At 58.1% G+C, this 16,767-nt stretch carries 16 protein-coding genes and 1 tRNA gene; 11 read left to right on the forward strand and 6 right to left on the reverse strand.

All coding sequences use genetic code 11. The features are described 5' to 3' along the window. Positions 1-16: 16 nt before the first annotated feature. Both ABIB18_RS07905 and rsmC read right to left on the reverse strand, forming a co-directional pair. Positions 17-103: transfer RNA gene (locus tag ABIB18_RS07905), tRNA-Leu, on the reverse strand. A 151-nt stretch (positions 104-254) separates the two neighbouring features. Continuing rightward, positions 255-1,286, reverse strand: coding sequence for a 16S rRNA (guanine(1207)-N(2))-methyltransferase RsmC (rsmC, locus tag ABIB18_RS07910; protein WP_069728465.1), 1,032 nt, complete (start codon positions 1,284-1,286; stop codon positions 255-257). Between the two features lie 106 nt (positions 1,287-1,392). Here rsmC and ABIB18_RS07915 point away from each other — a divergent pair, with 106 nt between their 5' ends. The 3 genes from ABIB18_RS07915 to yjjG are packed head-to-tail and all read left to right on the forward strand — an operon-like array spanning position 1,393 to position 2,914. Next, positions 1,393-1,803, forward strand: coding sequence for a DNA polymerase III subunit psi (locus ABIB18_RS07915; RefSeq protein ID WP_069728464.1), 411 nt, complete (start codon positions 1,393-1,395; stop codon positions 1,801-1,803). Continuing rightward, the gene (gene rimI / locus ABIB18_RS07920) at positions 1,775-2,215 is read left to right on the forward strand and encodes a ribosomal protein S18-alanine N-acetyltransferase (RefSeq protein ID WP_031376049.1); all 441 of its coding nucleotides are present in this window, start codon (positions 1,775-1,777) and stop codon (positions 2,213-2,215) included. The genes ABIB18_RS07915 and rimI overlap by 29 nt, the downstream gene beginning before the upstream one ends. 18 nt (positions 2,216-2,233) lie before the next feature. Further along, the gene (gene yjjG / locus ABIB18_RS07925; RefSeq protein WP_069728463.1) at positions 2,234-2,914 is read left to right on the forward strand and encodes a pyrimidine 5'-nucleotidase; all 681 of its coding nucleotides are present in this window, start codon (positions 2,234-2,236) and stop codon (positions 2,912-2,914) included. Positions 2,915-3,002: 88 nt separating this feature from the next. Here yjjG and ABIB18_RS07930 read toward each other — a convergent pair whose 3' ends face one another. Then, positions 3,003-3,653, reverse strand: coding sequence for a YtjB family periplasmic protein (locus tag ABIB18_RS07930; RefSeq protein ID WP_046289178.1), 651 nt, complete (start codon positions 3,651-3,653; stop codon positions 3,003-3,005). Between the two features lie 107 nt (positions 3,654-3,760). On the opposite strand from ABIB18_RS07930, the gene serB reads away from it, so the two are divergent. The 3 genes from serB to nadR all read left to right on the forward strand — a co-directional run bounded on the left by serB (position 3,761) and on the right by nadR (position 7,461). After that, positions 3,761-4,738 carry a phosphoserine phosphatase gene (gene serB, locus ABIB18_RS07935; protein ID WP_031376047.1) on the forward strand — a complete coding sequence of 326 codons (978 nt, stop codon included), beginning with the start codon at positions 3,761-3,763 and terminating at the stop codon, positions 4,736-4,738. Positions 4,739-4,751: 13 nt separating this feature from the next. Beyond that, positions 4,752-6,134 carry a DNA repair protein RadA gene (radA, locus tag ABIB18_RS07940; RefSeq protein ID WP_031376046.1) on the forward strand — a complete coding sequence of 461 codons (1,383 nt, stop codon included), beginning with the start codon at positions 4,752-4,754 and terminating at the stop codon, positions 6,132-6,134. A gap of 85 nt (positions 6,135-6,219) precedes the next feature. Further along, entirely contained in the window at positions 6,220-7,461 is a 1,242-nt protein-coding gene (gene nadR, locus ABIB18_RS07945; RefSeq protein ID WP_031376045.1) for a multifunctional transcriptional regulator/nicotinamide-nucleotide adenylyltransferase/ribosylnicotinamide kinase NadR, read from the forward strand. A 40-nt stretch (positions 7,462-7,501) separates the two neighbouring features. Here the strand turns inward: nadR and ABIB18_RS07950 are convergent, their stop codons facing one another. Further along, positions 7,502-8,503, reverse strand: coding sequence for a zinc-binding alcohol dehydrogenase family protein (locus ABIB18_RS07950; RefSeq protein WP_031376044.1), 1,002 nt, complete (start codon positions 8,501-8,503; stop codon positions 7,502-7,504). Between the two features lie 95 nt (positions 8,504-8,598). Between ABIB18_RS07950 and ABIB18_RS07955 the strand changes: the two genes are divergently transcribed. Then, positions 8,599-9,495 (forward strand): LysR family transcriptional regulator, encoded by an 897-nt coding sequence (locus tag ABIB18_RS07955; protein WP_031376043.1) that lies wholly within the window; start codon positions 8,599-8,601, stop codon positions 9,493-9,495. A 48-nt stretch (positions 9,496-9,543) separates the two neighbouring features. Here the strand turns inward: ABIB18_RS07955 and ettA are convergent, their stop codons facing one another. Next, positions 9,544-11,211 carry an energy-dependent translational throttle protein EttA gene (gene ettA / locus ABIB18_RS07960; RefSeq protein ID WP_072051008.1) on the reverse strand — a complete coding sequence of 556 codons (1,668 nt, stop codon included), beginning with the start codon at positions 11,209-11,211 and terminating at the stop codon, positions 9,544-9,546. 186 nt (positions 11,212-11,397) lie between these two features. Between ettA and ABIB18_RS07965 the strand changes: the two genes are divergently transcribed. Beyond that, positions 11,398-12,345, forward strand: a complete 948-nt coding sequence (locus ABIB18_RS07965; protein ID WP_354473940.1) for a 2-hydroxyacid dehydrogenase — start codon at positions 11,398-11,400, stop codon at positions 12,343-12,345. Positions 12,346-12,347: 2 nt separating this feature from the next. Here the strand turns inward: ABIB18_RS07965 and deoR are convergent, their stop codons facing one another. After that, positions 12,348-13,112 carry a DNA-binding transcriptional repressor DeoR gene (gene deoR / locus ABIB18_RS07970; protein WP_031376040.1) on the reverse strand — a complete coding sequence of 255 codons (765 nt, stop codon included), beginning with the start codon at positions 13,110-13,112 and terminating at the stop codon, positions 12,348-12,350. A 387-nt stretch (positions 13,113-13,499) separates the two neighbouring features. On the opposite strand from deoR, the gene rbsK reads away from it, so the two are divergent. The 3 genes from rbsK to ABIB18_RS07985 are packed head-to-tail and all read left to right on the forward strand — an operon-like array spanning position 13,500 to position 16,762. Beyond that, the gene (gene rbsK, locus ABIB18_RS07975; RefSeq protein ID WP_031376039.1) at positions 13,500-14,417 is read left to right on the forward strand and encodes a ribokinase; all 918 of its coding nucleotides are present in this window, start codon (positions 13,500-13,502) and stop codon (positions 14,415-14,417) included. A 9-nt stretch (positions 14,418-14,426) separates the two neighbouring features. Continuing rightward, positions 14,427-15,752 (forward strand): L-fucose:H+ symporter permease, encoded by a 1,326-nt coding sequence (gene fucP, locus ABIB18_RS07980; protein WP_046289179.1) that lies wholly within the window; start codon positions 14,427-14,429, stop codon positions 15,750-15,752. Next, entirely contained in the window at positions 15,749-16,762 is a 1,014-nt protein-coding gene (locus tag ABIB18_RS07985) for an aldose 1-epimerase family protein (protein ID WP_354473941.1), read from the forward strand. The genes fucP and ABIB18_RS07985 overlap by 4 nt, the downstream gene beginning before the upstream one ends. Positions 16,763-16,767: the final 5 nt, after the last annotated feature.

A 16,767-nucleotide genomic window follows, 5' to 3' on the forward strand; every position in this document is an offset into this window, starting at 1 on the left:
ATGAAACTTGTGATTTTGGTGCGAAGAGAGGGACTTGAACCCTCACGTCCGTTAAGACACTAACACCTGAAGCTAGCGCGTCTACCAATTCCGCCACCTTCGCATACCCGTAACACCTTGAGAATGTTACAACCACGGAGGCGCATTCTAGAGATTTTACTCAATGCGTCAACAACTATTTTGTCGGGCTGAAACGATCGCTGTAAAAAGCAACGTTTTCAGCCCGGCGACGCGGTTAAACAGCGGAAAAAGTCTTAACGCGCTTTGGCACCGCGACCGTAAACGGCACGATAAACTTTGAAGCGGCCGGTTTGCGCCAGCACTTCGTGACTGCCAAAGGTTTCATCCAGCACCTGCGGGTAGGGCAGGAAGGCGTTAGCCACGATACGCAGCTCGCCACCGGTATTGAGATGCTTCACTGCGCCGCGGATCAGCGTCTGTGCCGCATCCAGACTGGTCTGGGTGCCTTCATGGAACGGCGGATTCGAGATAATCATGTCGAAACGGCCGGTCACGTCCGAGAAGACGTTACTGGCGAACACTTCGCCTTCCAGACCGTTGGCGGCCAGCGTCGCTTTACTCGCTTCAATTGCCGCGGCGTGCACGTCGCACAGCCACAGACGGACTTTTGGCGAACGCGCCGGCAACGACGCGGCAAGCACTCCGGCACCACAACCGATATCCAGCACCTTGCCTTTGGTATGTGCGGTGAAGGTCGAGAGCAGCAGTGCACTGCCGCTATCCAGGCCGTCGCGGCTGAACACGCCCGGCAGGGTATGCACGGTCAGATCGTTCAGCTGATAGGTATGACCAAAGGCGCTGGCGTCGAAGGTCGGCTGCCGATCAAGGCGGCCGTGATAGAGGCCACAGCGACGTGCGCTGTCGATCTTCTCCAGCGTGACCCACTGTTCCAGCATCCCTTCGGCACTGCGCACGCCGCTGCGGTTTTCACCCACCACGAACACATCGCAGCCCACCGGCAGCAGTGACAGCAGGTTTTGCAGCTGGAACTGCACTTCCGGTTTGTTCTTGGTCCAGAAATAGACCAGCGTATCGCAGCCCTGCACATCCTCCGCCTGCGCAACCAGTCCATAACGCGCCTGTTCGCCCATACGGTGGCTCAGGTTTTGCCAGTGATGATATTGCTGGGTATGCACCCGCGAAGAGGCGGTTTCCAGCTGAGCGGGCAGGTCATCCTGCAGATCGCCAGCAAATAAAACATGGCGGGCGGTAAATTCATCACTGTGGCGCAGAATGACTTCGCTGGCCGGGGTAAAAGCAGACATGTGGGGCTCCTGTAAGATCTGAGCGGGGATTATAGTGGTTTGTTGGCGCATGTTCGATGGGTTTGCTAGCATAGCGTCGCATTCAGGCAGCAGAACAGGTAACACCATGACGTCCAGGCGCGACTGGCTTTTACAGCAAATGGGAATTACGCAGTATCAGCTGCGCCGCCCGCGCGTGCTTCAGGGCGAAATTGCCGTCACGCTGGCACCGGAGACGCAGCTGATTATCGTGGCTGAGACACCCCCCGGCCTGCACGAACCGCTGATGCGCGACGTGCTACATACGCTTAATCTGCAACCGGCTCAGGTGATGACCGTGACGCCGGACCAGCTGCAAATGCTGCCGGAGACGCTGCATTGCGCAGGATGGCTGCTCGGCGTTGAGAGTGAACAAACCTTTAACGGCGTGGCATTAACCAGCGCTTCCTTCAATGAACTGATCAGCAGCGGCGCCGCCAAACGCGCGCTCTGGCAACAGATGTGTAACCATGACAGCCATCTCTTTTCTCACCCCTGACGATCGGGCGCAGGCCTTCGCCATCGAGTGTCGTAGTCACGCCTTTCCATGGAGTGAACAGACCTTTGCCAGAAATCAGGGCGAACGCTTTCTTAATTTGCGGCTCGACGTCGACGGTCAAATGGCCGCCTTCGCCATCACTCAGGTGGTGCTGGATGAAGCCTCGCTGTTCAACATTGCGGTCGATCCCGCCTGGCAGCGCCGGGGATTTGGCCGCCAGCTGTTACAGCATCTGATTGATGAACTGATTAAACGCGACGTGCTGACGCTGTGGCTGGAAGTGCGGGCTTCAAATCTGCCCGCCATTGCGCTCTACCAGCAGCTGGAATTTAACCAGGTCAGTCGTCGCCCAAACTATTATCCCACTGCCAGCGGTCGTGAAGATGCCATCATCATGGCGCTGACGCTGTAGCGGTGTTAAGGAGCTTTGATGTCAGATAACTGGGATTGCATCCTGTTTGATGCAGACGATACCCTTTTTCACTTCGACGCCTATGCCGGTTTGCAGCGTCTGTTCGCCGGCTACGACGTGCAGTTTACCGATCAGGATTACGCCGACTACCAGGCGGTTAACAAGCCGCTGTGGGTCGATTATCAGAACGGTACCATTTCAGCGCTACAGCTGCAGACTCAGCGTTTTAATCACTGGAGCGAAAAGCTCAGCGTAGCGCCGGAGGTTCTGAACAGCGGTTTTCTCAGCGCGATGGGCGAGATCTGCACCCCGCTGCCGGGCGCGGTCAGCCTGATGAACCGGCTGCATGGCCGGGTGAAGATGGGCATCATCACCAACGGTTTTACCGCGTTGCAGCAGATACGGCTGGAACGTACCGGTTTTCGTGACTATTTTTCCGCGCTGGTGATCTCAGAGCAGGTGGGCGTGCCGAAACCGGCCGCAGAAATTTTTGATTATGCGCTGAAGCAGATGGGCAACCCGGATCGTCAGCGGGTGCTGATGGTGGGGGATACCCCGGAGTCAGATATTCTCGGCGGGATCAATGCCGGTCTGAAAACCTGCTGGCTCGATCACGGCACCCGACCGCTGCCGCAACATATCCATCCGACCTGGCAGGTCAAATCGCTGAACGAGCTGGAAGCGCTGCTGATCGGCTGACGGAAGCCGCCTCGCAAATCTAAATTGGCAGCATAAAAAAGGTCCGCATAGCGGGCCTTTTCGTTTTATCTTTACCGCAGCCGGAGCGTTACTCTTTCTTCTCGTCGTCCTCATCGCGATCCTCTTTCACCGGTGTGCTGGCGGTGAGCAGGAACGGCGATTGCTGCCAGCGGGTACGGCGATGGCGCAGCAGGGTGCGGGAGAGAATAATGCCGATCGCCAGCGCCAGCAGCATCATCAAGCGCAAAATATTGGTGGTGTTATCCACCTGACGCGATTCGGTGACCAGCACGTGGGTATCGAGCGTAACGCGCAAAAAGCCAAGCGGGCCGTCGTTACCCGCCAGCGGCTGCACAATCTGATGATTGAAGTAGCTGCCAGCGCGTTTGCCGTCCAGCGCCAGCCGGTCGCGCACGTTGATGTTTTCACCGCTGTGCGCCACTAAGCTGCCGTCGCCGTCATACACCGAGGCGTCGAGAATGCGGCTGTTAGCGGTCATCTGATTGAGAATGGCTTCAATCTGGTTGCGGTTATTTTCGCTGTTGTCCATCAGGGGCTTCAGGCTGAACGCCACCTGATTGGTCAGGGTATGCGCCAGCTCCTCAACCTGTTCAGACCGTGCCATTTGATGGCCAAGACTGAACCAGGAGGCACCCTGCATCAGGGCCACCAGCAGTGCCATTGAGATCAGAACGATCACCGTGCGATGTAAGCGAAATTTTAGTGCGGTTTTAGCCATCAATAATCCGTGTCACGTCACAACAGAAAGCCTGGAGATTATGTTGCCAGAAGCGGCGCAGACAAGGTAGCCTCTTGCGTGGTTTTGTTGTCCCTACAGGAGCTGTGATGCCAAATCGTTTAACCTGGTGCGATCTGCCCGCCGATGTTTCCCTCTGGCCGGGTTTGCCCCTTTCCCTTAGCGGTGATGAAGTGATGCCGCTGGATTATCGCGCTGGCCGGACTGGCTGGCTACTGTATGGCCGCGGGCTGGATAAGCAACGGCTGACCGATTACCAGCACCGGCTGGGTGCGGCGATGGTGATCGTCAGTGCCTGGAACGTAGATGAATATCAGGTGATTCGCCTGGCTGGCTCGCTGACGCCGTTCGCCAGCAGACTGGCGCACGACGCCGGACTGGACGTGGCGCCACTCGGCAAAATCCCGCACCTGAAAACGCCGGGCCTGCTGGTGATGGATATGGACTCGACCGCCATTCAGATCGAGTGTATCGATGAGATTGCAAAACTGGCTGGCAGTGGCGAGCTGGTGGCAGAAGTGACCGAACGCGCGATGCGCGGCGAACTCGACTTTACTGCCAGCCTGCGTCAGCGGGTGGCGACCCTGCAGGGGGCCGATGCTAATATTCTGAAGCAGGTGCGCGATGCGCTGCCGCTGATGCCGGGCCTGACTACCCTGACGCAAAAATTACAGGCGCTGGGCTGGCAGGTGGCGATTGCCTCGGGCGGCTTTACTTATTACGCCGAATACCTGCGCGATAAGCTGCATCTGTCGGCGGTAGTGGCCAATGAACTGGAAATTCGCGACGGCAAACTGACCGGCAACCTGCTGGGTCCGATTGTCGACGCACAATACAAAGCCGATACGCTGAAAAAGCTGGCGCAGCGTTTTGACATCGCGCCGGAACAGACCGTCGCGGTCGGCGATGGGGCCAATGACCTGCTGATGATTAAAGCCTCAGCGCTGGGCATTGCCTACCATGCTAAACCTAAGGTGAATGAGCAGACTGCGGTCACCATTCGCCATGCCGATTTGATGGGGGTGTTCTGCATCCTCTCCGGCAGCCTGATCCATGAAGAGCGTTAACTGAGGTATTGATTTGGCCAAAGCGGCAAAACGCGCATTTGTGTGTAACGAATGCGGCGCAGACTATCCACGCTGGCAGGGGCAGTGCAGCGCCTGTCACGCCTGGAACACCATCACCGAGGTGCGGATTGCCGCCTCGCCTGCTGCGGCGCGTAACGAGCGTCTGAGCGGCTATGCGGGCAGTGCCGGTACCAGTCGGGTACAGAAGCTGTCCGAAATCAGTCTGGAGGCGCTACCGCGCTTCTCGACCAGCTTTAAAGAGTTTGACCGGGTGCTCGGCGGCGGCGTAGTGCCGGGCAGCGCCATTTTAATCGGCGGTAGTCCGGGTGCCGGTAAATCGACCCTGTTGTTGCAGGTGATGTGCCGCCTGTCAGAAGGGATGAAAACCCTCTACGTCACCGGGGAAGAGTCGCTGCAACAGGTAGCGATGCGCGCCCATCGTCTGGGATTACCCACCGAAAACGTCAATATGCTGTCGGAAACCAGCATCGAGCAGATCTGCCTGATCGCCGAGCAGGAGCAGCCGCAGCTGATGGTAATCGACTCGATCCAGGTGATGCACATGGCGGAGATTCAGTCTTCGCCGGGCAGCGTGGCGCAGGTGCGAGAAACTGCCGCCTACCTGACGCGCTTCGCCAAAACGCGCGGCGTGGCGATCATTATGGTCGGTCACGTCACCAAAGATGGCTCGCTGGCCGGTCCTAAAGTGCTGGAGCACTGCATCGACTGTTCGGTTCTGCTGGATGGCGATGCCGACTCCCGCTTCCGCACCCTGCGCAGCCATAAAAACCGATTCGGCGCGGTCAACGAGTTAGGCGTTTTCGCCATGACCGAGCAGGGAATGCGTGAAGTCAGCAACCCGTCGGCTATCTTCCTGTCGCGCGGCGAAGAGGTCACTTCCGGCAGCTCAGTGATGGTGCTGTGGGAAGGGACGCGTCCGCTGCTGGTGGAGATTCAGGCGCTGGTAGACCATTCGATGATGGGCAATCCACGTCGCGTTGCGGTCGGGCTGGAACAGAACCGTCTGGCGATTCTGCTGGCGGTGCTGCATCGTCATGGCGGCCTGCAGATGGCGGACCAGGATGTGTTCGTTAACGTGGTTGGCGGGGTCAAGGTGACCGAAACCAGTGCCGATCTGGCGCTGATGCTGTCGATGGTATCGAGTCTGCGCGATCGCCCGTTGCCGCAGGATCTGGTGATCTTCGGCGAAGTGGGGCTGGCGGGCGAAATCCGTCCGGTCCCCAGCGGTCAGGAACGAATTTCGGAAGCGGCGAAACATGGCTTTAAACGCGCCATTGTGCCGGCTGGCAATGCGCCGAAAAAACCGATCGATGGCATGCAGGTTTTCAGCGCGAAGAAGCTGGCCGACGCGCTGGCGATTCTCGACGATCTGTAATGCGGCTGGCGTCCGCTGATGGCTTGCCGTCAGCGGGCGAGGGCGGCGCGTTCAACCTTATACGCATTCACGCAGGAGGCACGACATGTCGTCGTTTGATTATCTGAAAACGGCCATTCGCCAGCAGGGCCACACGCTGCAACAGGTCGCTGATGCCAGCGGCATGACCAAAGGCTATCTGAGCCAGTTGCTCAACGCCAAAATCAAAAGCCCCAGCGCGCAGAAACTGGAAGCACTGCACCGCTTTCTCGGACTGGAGTTTCCGCGCCGTGATAAAACGGTCGGCGTGGTATTCGGCAAGTTTTACCCGCTGCACACCGGCCATATCTATCTGATTCAGCGCGCCTGTAGTCAGGTGGATGAGCTGCACATCATCATGGGCTATGACGAGCCGCGCGATCGCCAGCTGTTTGATAACAGCGCCATGTCGCAGCAGCCGACGGTCAGCGACCGACTGCGCTGGTTGCTACAGACCTTTAAATATCAGAAAAACATCCGTATCCACGCCTTTAACGAGGAGGGGATTGAGCCGTATCCGCACGGCTGGGACGTCTGGAGTGAAGGGGTCAGCGCGTTTCTCGGCGAGCACGGCATCGCGCCGGATTGCATTTACACCAGCGAAGCGCCTGATGCGGAGATGTATCAGCAGCACCTGGGGATTCGGACGGTGCTGGTCGATCCCGACCGATCTTTCATGAGCATCAGCGGCGCGCAGATCCGTCAGGATCCGTTCCGCTTCTGGGAATATATCCCGACCGAAGTGAAGCCGTTCTTTGTCCGCACCGTGGCGATACTGGGCGGGGAATCAAGCGGCAAATCGACGCTGGTGAATAAGCTCGCTAATATTTTCAACACCACCAGTGCCTGGGAATATGGCCGCGACTATGTCTTTTCGCACCTCGGTGGCGATGAAATGGCGCTGCAATATTCGGACTACGACAAAATCGCGCTCGGTCAGGCGCAGTACATCGATTTCGCGGTAAAATATGCCAACAAGGTGGCGTTTATCGACACCGATTTCGTGACGACCCAGGCGTTCTGCCTGAAGTACGAAGGGCGCGAACATCCCTTTGTTCAGGCACTGATCGACGAATATCGCTTCGATTTAGTCATTTTGCTTGAGAACAATGTGCCGTGGGTGGCGGATGGATTGCGCAGTCTGGGCAGTTCAGTCGATCGTCGCGAATTCCAGTCGATGCTGGTGACGATGCTGCGTGAAAACAATATCGATTTTGTGCATGTGCGTGAGGATGATTACGACACCCGTTTCCTGCGCTGCATTGAACTGGTGAGAGCGATGCTGGGCGAGAAGAACGCCCAGCCGTGATCGAACCAGGGGGACCGGCGCGGCCCCCCTGGCGGACGGATTAATAGACCATCACGACCTTGCCACGCATATGGCCTTCCAGCACCCGCTGATGGGCCGCTTTCAGCGTTTCAACGCTTAAGCCCTGCAGCGTCTCACTCAGCGTGGTTTGCAGCTTACCTTCATCCAGCAAGGCTGCCACGGCATCCAGAATTTCACCCTGGCGCGCCATGTCCGGCGTGTTAAACATGCTGCGGGTGTACATCAGCTCAAAGTGCAGCGCAGCGCTTTTCAGCTTCAGCTGATCCATCGACAGCGGATGCTCGTTCTCAACGATGGTGCAGATGTGGCCCTGCGGCGCAATCAGCTTCGCCATGGTTTCCCAGTGACCGTCGGTATCGTTGAGGCAGAAGATATAATCGACCTGCTTAATCCCCTGTTTCTCCAGTTCACCCGGCATATCTTTGTAGTTAATCACCAGATCGGCACCGCGATCGCGGCACCACTGCGCCGAATCTTCGCGCGAGGCTGTTGCAATGACTTTCACCTTGCTGTGCAGCTTCGCCAGGGGGATCGCCAGCGATCCGACACCGCCAGCGCCGCCCACGATCAGCAGCGTTTGATCTGCGGTCGCCGCGTCGAGATTCAGTCGCTCAAACAATCCTTCCCACGCCGTCAGTGCCGTCAGTGGGATCGCCGCCGATTGCGCCCAGTCGAGGCTCTTCGGCTTGTGGCCGGTGATACGTGAATCGACCAGCTGCTCGGTGCTGTTACTGCCGGCACGGGTCAGATCGCCGGCATAGTAGACTTCATCGCCCGGCTTGAAGTTGCTGACTTTGCTGCCAACTTCCAGCACTACGCCGCTGGCATCCCAGCCGAGAATACGCGGTGCCTGCAGCCCGTTTTTGATTGCGCCTTTGTGAACTTTGGTATCGACCGGGTTGACCGAGGCTGCTTTGACCTCAACCCGCAGGTCGTACTCGCCTGGCGTCGGGGTTTCGGGGAAGATTTCAATGAAGTTCTCAGGACTCTCTGGATTAACAGCAATAGCGCGAATAGACATAGTGGATCTCCTGTGTTGTTACGCTAAGTGTAGAACCTGGATTTAGCGGTGATAAGATGGACAATCTTTCATAGAGTGTTCGTCTGAGGTGAACAATGGCGTTTCGTCAGTGGCAGGACATGGCTCTTTTCGCGCTGGTGGCGGAGTGCGGCAGTTTTACCGGCGCGGCGGAACGCGCCGGTTTGCCAAAATCGAGCGTCAGCCAGCGCATCAGCCAGCTGGAGCAACGACTCGGCATCCGGCTGCTGAATCGCACCACCCGCCAGCTCAACCTGACCTTTGCCGGTGAGCGCTATCTGCTGCACTGCCAGGAGATGATGCAGGCCAGCGAACGTGCCGATCAGGCGATCGCCAGCCTGCGTGAAAACCCCAGCGGCCGGCTGCGCATCACCAGCCCGGCGGGCATCGGCGCAACCCTGCTGGCGCGCTGCAATGCGGAGTTTTTACGGCTCTATCCCGATGTGACGCTGGATATTTCGATCTCAGATGATATTCGCGATCTGGTGCAGGAGGGCTTTGATGTGGCGCTGCGCACCGGTCAGCCGCAGGAGTCATCGCTGATTGGTCGTCGGGTCGGTTACTGCCAGCGGCTGCTGGTGGCCTCGCAGCACTATCTTGATCAGCATCCACCCATTATTCATCCGCAACAGCTTTCTGCCCATCGCTGCATCGCCCATCGTGCCTGGAATGAATGGGTATTACAGCGGGATGAGGAATTTTATCGCTGGCTGCTGCCGCCCGCGCATCTGACCGATAATCTGATCTATGCCCGTGAGTCGGCGCTCGGCGATGCCGGTATCACGCTGCTGCCGCGTTTTCTCACCGATGGAATGATGGCGGACCCGCGTCTGGTGCCGGTGCTGCCGGAGTGGCAGATGGAAGGAAATGAGCTGTGGCTGGTCTATCCGGGACGTAAACTCAATTCCCCGGCGCTGGCACGCTTCGTGGAGTTCGCGCTGCACTCGCCGGTGTTCAGGGAGTTTTATCGTTAATCGAGCAATAAAAAAGGCGGCATTGCTGCCGCCCTTAACACTGTTCTGTTACTTAATTATACGCTTGTACTTGATACGCTTCGGCTCCAGCGCTTCAGCGCCGAGGGTGCGCTTCTTGTACTCTTCGTATTCAGTGAAGTTACCTTCGAAGAATTCGATGTTGCCTTCATCCTGGTAGTCCAGAATGTGGGTCGCGATGCGGTCGAGGAACCAGCGGTCATGCGAGATCACCATCGCGCAGCCTGGGAACTCCAGCAGGGCGTTTTCCAGCGCGCGCAGGGTTTCGATATCCAGGTCGTTGGTAGGTTCATCGAGCAGCAACATGTTGCCGCCAACCTGCAGCAGCTTGGCGAGATGCAGACGACCACGCTCACCGCCCGACAGCTCACCGACGCGTTTACCCTGATCGACGCCTTTGAAGTTAAAGCGGCCGACGTAGGCGCGGCTTGGCATTTCGGTGTTGCCGATACGCATGATGTCCTGACCGCCGGAGACTTCTTCCCACACGGTTTTGGAATTATCCATGCTGTCACGGAACTGATCCACTGACGCCAGTTTGACGGTATCGCCCAGCACAATGCTGCCGGAATCAGGCTGTTCCTGACCGGACATCATGCGGAACAGCGTCGATTTACCGGCGCCGTTCGGACCGATGATGCCGACAATCGCCCCTTTCGGTACGGAGAACGAGAGATCGTCGATCAGCACGCGGTCACCGTACGATTTACGCAGGTTGCTGACTTCCAGCACTTTGTCACCCAGACGTGGGCCAGGCGGAATAAACAGTTCGTTGGTTTCGTTACGCTTCTGGTATTCGGTGTTGTTCAGCTCTTCGAAGCGCGCCAGACGGGCTTTGCCCTTAGACTGACGGCCTTTAGTGCCCTGACGAACCCACTCCAGCTCTTTCTCAATCGACTTGCGGCGGGCCGCTTCAGAAGAGGCTTCCTGCGCCAGACGCGCATCTTTCTGCTCCAGCCAGGAAGAGTAGTTACCTTCCCACGGGATGCCTTCGCCACGGTCCAGCTCCAGAATCCAGCCGGCAACGTTATCAAGGAAGTAACGGTCGTGGGTAATCGCCACCACGGTGCCTTCGAAGTCGTGCAGGAAGCGTTCCAGCCAGGCGACAGATTCGGCGTCCAGGTGGTTGGTTGGTTCGTCGAGCAGCAGCATGTCTGGCTTTTCCAGCAGCAGACGGCACAGTGCGACGCGGCGACGTTCACCCCCGGAGAGAGTGGCGATTTTCGCCTCCCAGTCTGGCAGACGCAGCGCATCTGCCGCACGTTCCAGTTGGGTATTCAGGTTGTGGCCATCATGTGCCTGGATAATCTCTTCCAGACGGCCCTGCTCAGCGGCCAGTTTGTCAAAGTCCGCGCCCTCTTCGGCATACAGCGCATAGACTTCGTCGAGGCGTTTTAACGCGCCAACCACTTCAGACAGCGCCTCTTCAACGGACTCGCGCACGGTATGTTCGAGGTTAAGCTGCGGCTCCTGCGGCAGGTAGCCAATCTTGATGCCAGGCTGCGGACGCGCTTCCCCTTCGATATCTTTATCGATGCCGGCCATGATACGCAGCAGGGTGGATTTACCCGCGCCGTTCAGGCCGAGTACGCCGATTTTGGCGCCCGGGAAGAAGCTAAGGGAGATGTTCTTCAGGATGTGTCGCTTCGGCGGAACGACTTTGCCGACGCGGTGCATGCTATAGACGAATTGAGCCACGTTGTATTGAGCCTCTGGGTCTGTTGGTCATTTGGATGATGTCGAAGTTTAGCCTTTTTCACCGTCTAATCACAGCCGGGCCGCGGCGAATATTCCGATGCGTGCCGCAGTTCGGGATAACTGTTTGATTTCCGCACAACCCCGACACTATGCTGCTTTTTTGCCTTAAAAACCGGGAGAGTGACGATGAGAGTATTGATCGCAGCAGATGAACACGCCTGGGGCGGATTGATTCCGTCTATTCGTCAGCGGCTACCGGACGTGGAGTTTGTCGCCTCGGCAGGCCACGCCGCCGAAAGTCTCGCCGGCTTCGATGCGTTGATCCCCGGCATGTGCAAAGTGGACGCGGCGCTGCTGGCGACCGCCGATCGCTTAGCGCTGATCCAGCAGGCGGGCACCGGGCTGGAGGGGATCGACATCGCGGCGGCGAAACAGCGCGGCATCATGGTCGCCAATGTGCCGTCCGACAGCTCAGGCAATGCCGATTCGGTGGCAGAACTCGGTATCTGGTTGATGATTGGCCTGGCGCGTCGCTATCACGAAATCGCTGATTGCCTGGCGCAGCAGCAGCTGGGCCAGCCGGTCGGCCTGGGATTGAAGGGCAAAACGGTCGGGCTGGTCGGTTTAGGCGGCATCGGCAAAGCACTGGCGGCGCGGCTCAGGCCGTTTGGCATGCGGATGATCGGCGTCAGGCGTGAAGCCGATGCGGCTTTCGCTCACCAGCACGGCCTGGCGTGGCTGGGTGACATGACACAACTGCCGCAGCTGTTGCAGCAGGCCGATTTTGTGGTGCTCAGCCTGCCGGATAACCCGCAGACTCACCAGATTATTGACGCCACGGCGCTGGCGCAGATGAAACCGCAGAGCTTTCTGATCAACCTTGGTCGCGGTGGATTAATCGACAAAGCGGCCTTTCTCAGCGCGCTGAAAAACCGGTCGCTGGCCGGGGCCGGGCTGGATGTATTCTGGCAGGAGCCGCCCGATCCGCAGGATGAGGTGTTTCGCTATAACGTCATCGCCACGCCGCACATTGGCGGCGTCACGGATATCTCTCTGGCGGGCAACCTGAGCGGAGTGTGTGACAACCTGCGCCGCCTGCGTGACGGCGAAGCGGTGGCAAACCGCTGGGCGTGAACTTACGGCAGGCGCAGCGGAATCGCCTGTTGTGCCAGCCAGTCCTGCAGCGCCTGATCGGGCGCGCTGTCACTGACCAGCAGATCAAAGCGGCGCAGTTCGGCGATGCGGGCCGGCAGCACCTTGCCATATTTGCTGCTGTCAGCCACTAAAATGCACTGACGCGCCCGCAGCATCGCGTGGTGCTTCATCGCCAGCTCATTGGTGTTGTAGCAGGTTGCACCCTGATCTTTGTCGATCCCGGCCGCCGAGATAAACGCCAGCGTCGGACAGAGATCGTCGAGGATCGAATGGCCGCCGATCGGTGTGAACAGCGCATTATCCGCGTGGAACTCGCCGCCACTGAGGATCACATTGCAGGCCGGTTTCTCCTTTAACGCCAGGAAGGTATTCATAGCGCAGCAGATCGCGGTAAACGGCAGGGTGTCCGGGATCGCATCGACGATATAAGGCAGGGTGGTGCCGCAGTCGAAAAATACCGTGTCATTTTCGCCGATCAGGCTGGCCGCAGCCTGGGCCAGCCGCTGTTTTCGGGCGGCATTCTGACCGTGCTGATCGGTAACAAAGTAGTGGCTGGCGTGGCTCTTCGGGTCGCTGACGATATAGCCGCCCAGCAGCACCACGCTGGAGGCGGGCTCGCTAAGATCGCGGCGAATGGTCATTTCTGACACGCCAAGCAGTTGAGCTGCGTCTTTCAGATGCAGTTTATCGGTGCGTTTAAGCGCCTGAGTCAGCTTGTGGATACGTTCGTCGCGCCGGGTTTCCATGGTCATCTCTGTCTGTTCAGTATCCTGCTGGGCTGATTGAGGGAGCCGGAAACCGGCGTAATCATCGCGACAAACCTAACAGATTTTAAGGAGTTGCGTCCTCTCCGCCAGGCTGATTTTCAATCTTACCTGCAACGGCTAAACCCCGCAAACCTCATCCTCAACCGTCCGGCGGTGATATCAAACCGGCCAGGCGGCGTCCGGCGCGGTGGTGTCCGGTAATGTCTGATTGTTACAATCGTAACACGATGGGCGGCCGTGATTCGGCATATATTGGCAGAACTGCGCCTTCAGGATGTGGTTTTTATCACATATTTAACCTTTTAGAATTGTTATTGTTAATTTTATAACATTTGATGGTTAAAAAACATTCGGGAGAAAACAGTCATGGATATCGCGGTCATCGGCTCAAACATGGTCGACCTGATTACCTATACCAACAGCCTGCCGAAAGCGGGCGAAACCCTTGAAGCACCCGATTTTGCCCTTGGCTGTGGCGGAAAGGGGGCTAACCAGGCGGTTGCTGCCGCCCGAATGGGTGCGAAAGTGATGATGGTCAGCAAAGTGGGCGACGATCTGTTTGCGCCTAATACCGTGGCGAATCTGCAACAGCAGGGCGTGGATACCCGCTTCGTCACTACGGCGGCGGGCACTTCAAGCGGTGTGGCGCCGATCTTTGTCGACGATCGGTCACAGAACCGCATCCTGATTATTAAAGGTGCCAACCAGCAGCTGAAGCCGGCCGATATCGACGCCGCCGCTGAGGCGCTGAAAGCCTGCCAGCTGATCATTCTGCAGCTGGAGATCCCGCTGGAAACGGTCTATTACGCCATCGATTTTGCCCGTCAGCATCAGATCAAAGTGATCCTGAACCCTGCGCCAGCGGTGGCCGATCTCGACATCCACTACGCCTGCAAGTGTGACTTCTTTATGCCTAATGAAACCGAACTGGAGATCCTCACCGGTCTGCCGGTAGCCAGCGATGAGGAGGTGATCGCTGCCGGGCGGTCGCTGCTGAAGCGCGGTCTGAAAAACCTGATTATCACACTGGGCAGTCGCGGTTCGGTATGGATGAACGGCGATACGGTACACCGGGTGGCGGCAACGCCAGTCCGGGCGGTCGACACCAGCGGTGCCGGCGATGCCTTTATCGGCTGTTTTGCTCACCTGCTGGTTAAAACCGGCGATATCGCGGCCGCCATGACCCAGGCTTCGGCCTATGCCGCCTGCAGCGTGACCGGACGCGGCACCCAGCGCGCCTATCCCGACGCAGAGGGTTTTCAGCGCTTTCTTAATCTTCACTGAGGTGATGCTATGCAACAGAAAATTGTTCAGCAATCGGATGGCTACCTGAATAAAACGCCGCGCTTTCAGTTCATTCTGCTGTCGTGCCTGTTTCCGCTGTGGGGCTGCGCTGCCAGCCTTAACGATATCCTGATTACCCAGTTCAAAAGCGTCTTCGCCTTAAGCGATTTTGCCAGCGCGCTGGTACAGAGTGCCTTTTACGGCGGCTATTTTCTGATTGCGATCCCGGCGTCACTGGTGATCCGCAAAACCAGCTACAAGCTGGCGATCCTGACCGGGCTGGCGCTCTACATCCTGGGCTGCGTGGCGTTTTATCCCGCCTCGCACATGGCGACCTACACCATGTTTCTCGCGGCGATCTTTGCCATCGCCATCGGCCTGAGCTTTCTGGAAACCGCGGCCAATACCTACAGCTCAATGATTGGGCATCGGGATCACGCAACTCTGCGGCTCAACATCAGCCAGACGTTCTATCCGATTGGCGCACTGATGGGCATCGTGCTGGGTAAATATCTGGTGTTCCAGGAGGGGGACAGCCTGCAGAGCCAGATGGCGACCATGACCGCTGAACAGGCGCATGCGTTTCGCCTGACGATGCTGGAGCATACGCTGGAACCCTACAAATATCTGGTGATGGTGTTAGTGGTGGTGATGCTGCTGTTTATGTTCACCCGCTATCCGCGCTGCAAACCGCAAAGTAACGAAACATCGCTGCCTTCACTGGCGGAGACCTTTCGCTATCTGGCGACCAACCGTCACTTTAAACGCGGCATCGTGACGCAGTTTCTCTATGTCGGGATGCAGGTAGCGGTCTGGTCGTTCACCATTCGTCTGGCGCTGACGCTGGGCGCAGCCAATGAACGTCACGCCTCTAACTTTATGATCTACAGCTTTATCTGCTTCTTTATCGGCAAGTTCGTGGCGAACTTCCTGATGACCCGTTTCCGCGCTGAAAAAGTGCTGATCGCCTATTCGGTGCTGGGGGTGCTGACGCTGGCTTATGTGATGCTGGTGCCTGACTTTACCGCCGTTTACGCCGCGGTGTTCGTCAGCGTGCTGTTTGGTCCCTGCTGGGCGACCATTTACGCCGGTACCCTGGCGACGGTCGATAATAAATATACCGAAGTGGCGGGGGCGTTTATCGTGATGGCGATTGTCGGTGCAGCATTTGTGCCCGCGCTGCAGGGGCTGGTCTCTGACTCGGTTGGCTCAATGCAGCTGGCGTTTGGCGTCTCGCTGCTCTGCTTCGCCTGGGTCGGTTTTTACTTCTATGGCGAACTGCGCCACAAGAAACAGACCGTGTCCGGCGGTCGTCTGGTGGAGGATGCATCATGAAAACCCGTTTACCGTTGCGCCGTGAGCAGTTTCATTTTACCCCTGAGGTTCTGCTGCAGAGCGATGACTTCCGGGTGGAACTGTTCCGTTATCCGGCGGGGATTGAAGCGGTGCGGATCCATAACCGGCGCGGGTCGGTGACGGTGCTGCCGTTCTTTGGTCAGATGATCTGGGATGTGCAGTTTGAAGGGCATACGCTGACCATGGGCAACAGCTTTAAGCAGCCGCTGCCCGGCAATTCGATCATCGACACCTATGGTTGTTTCGCTTTCCACTCCGGACTGCTGGCTAACGGCTGTCCGTCGCCCGAGGACGATCATCCGCTGCATGGCGAAATGCCCTGCGCTCGGATTGACAGTGCGTGGCTGGTGCTGGACGCGGATATGCTGTCGCTGGAGGGCGAGTGTGAATATGTCAAAGGCTTCGGCCATCACTATCTGGCCGCACCGGCGGTACGCCTGCACGCCGATCGGCCGCGGCTGCAGATTGAGATGACGGTCACCAATCTGGCCGGTGCGCCGATGCCGTTGCAGTATATGTGTCATCTCAACAGCAGCTGGATTGCGCAGGGGCGTTTCCGGCAGTCGATCCCGGATCGGGCATTCCGGCTGCGCACCTCAATACCGGCACATTTACGGCCGACGCCCGCCTGGCGCGACTACACCGCACGGCTGGCGCAGGATCCGCAGGCGTTGCAGCAGCTCGATCAGCCACAGTTATGCGATCCGGAGATCGTCTTTTTCGCCGACGATCTGCCGCAGTATGGCGATGAGGTGCAGTTTGAGCTGCACGCGCCGGCGGGATACGCCATGATGACGCGCTTCTCTACCGCTCAGTTTCCTCACGCCACCCGCTGGCTGCTGCACAATGCCGACCAACAGGTCGCGGCCTATATCCTGCCGGCCACCTGTCGGCCGGAAGGGTTTCTGGCGGCGCAACAGGCAGGCAGCTTAATCACCCTCGCCAGCGGCGAACAACGCCACTTTTCCGTCGAGACCGGATTGCTGTAAACCCG

This window comes from Pantoea sp. UYEF8 (assembly GCF_040546285.1).
In the GTDB taxonomy this organism is placed as follows: domain Bacteria; phylum Pseudomonadota; class Gammaproteobacteria; order Enterobacterales; family Enterobacteriaceae; genus Pantoea; species Pantoea brenneri.

Bases quoted from the DNA above. Each gene is read 5' to 3' on its own strand.
- rimI (WP_031376049.1), top strand. From the start codon at position 1,775: ATGACAGCCATCTCTTTTCTCACCCCTGACGATCGGGCGCAGGCCTTC.
- rbsK (WP_031376039.1), top strand. From the start codon at position 13,500: ATGGATATCGCGGTCATCGGCTCAAACATGGTCGACCTGATTACCTAT.
- ABIB18_RS07965 (WP_354473940.1), top strand. From the start codon at position 11,398: ATGAGAGTATTGATCGCAGCAGATGAACACGCCTGGGGCGGATTGATT.
- ABIB18_RS07950 (WP_031376044.1), bottom strand. From the start codon at position 8,503: ATGTCTATTCGCGCTATTGCTGTTAATCCAGAGAGTCCTGAGAACTTC.
- deoR (WP_031376040.1), bottom strand. From the start codon at position 13,112: ATGGAAACCCGGCGCGACGAACGTATCCACAAGCTGACTCAGGCGCTT.
- ABIB18_RS07955 (WP_031376043.1), top strand. From the start codon at position 8,599: ATGGCGTTTCGTCAGTGGCAGGACATGGCTCTTTTCGCGCTGGTGGCG.
- rsmC (WP_069728465.1), bottom strand. From the start codon at position 1,286: ATGTCTGCTTTTACCCCGGCCAGCGAAGTCATTCTGCGCCACAGTGAT.
- nadR (WP_031376045.1), top strand. From the start codon at position 6,220: ATGTCGTCGTTTGATTATCTGAAAACGGCCATTCGCCAGCAGGGCCAC.
- serB (WP_031376047.1), top strand. From the start codon at position 3,761: ATGCCAAATCGTTTAACCTGGTGCGATCTGCCCGCCGATGTTTCCCTC.
- fucP (WP_046289179.1), top strand. From the start codon at position 14,427: ATGCAACAGAAAATTGTTCAGCAATCGGATGGCTACCTGAATAAAACG.
- yjjG (WP_069728463.1), top strand. From the start codon at position 2,234: ATGTCAGATAACTGGGATTGCATCCTGTTTGATGCAGACGATACCCTT.
- ABIB18_RS07930 (WP_046289178.1), bottom strand. From the start codon at position 3,653: ATGGCTAAAACCGCACTAAAATTTCGCTTACATCGCACGGTGATCGTT.
- ABIB18_RS07985 (WP_354473941.1), top strand. From the start codon at position 15,749: ATGAAAACCCGTTTACCGTTGCGCCGTGAGCAGTTTCATTTTACCCCT.
- ABIB18_RS07915 (WP_069728464.1), top strand. From the start codon at position 1,393: ATGACGTCCAGGCGCGACTGGCTTTTACAGCAAATGGGAATTACGCAG.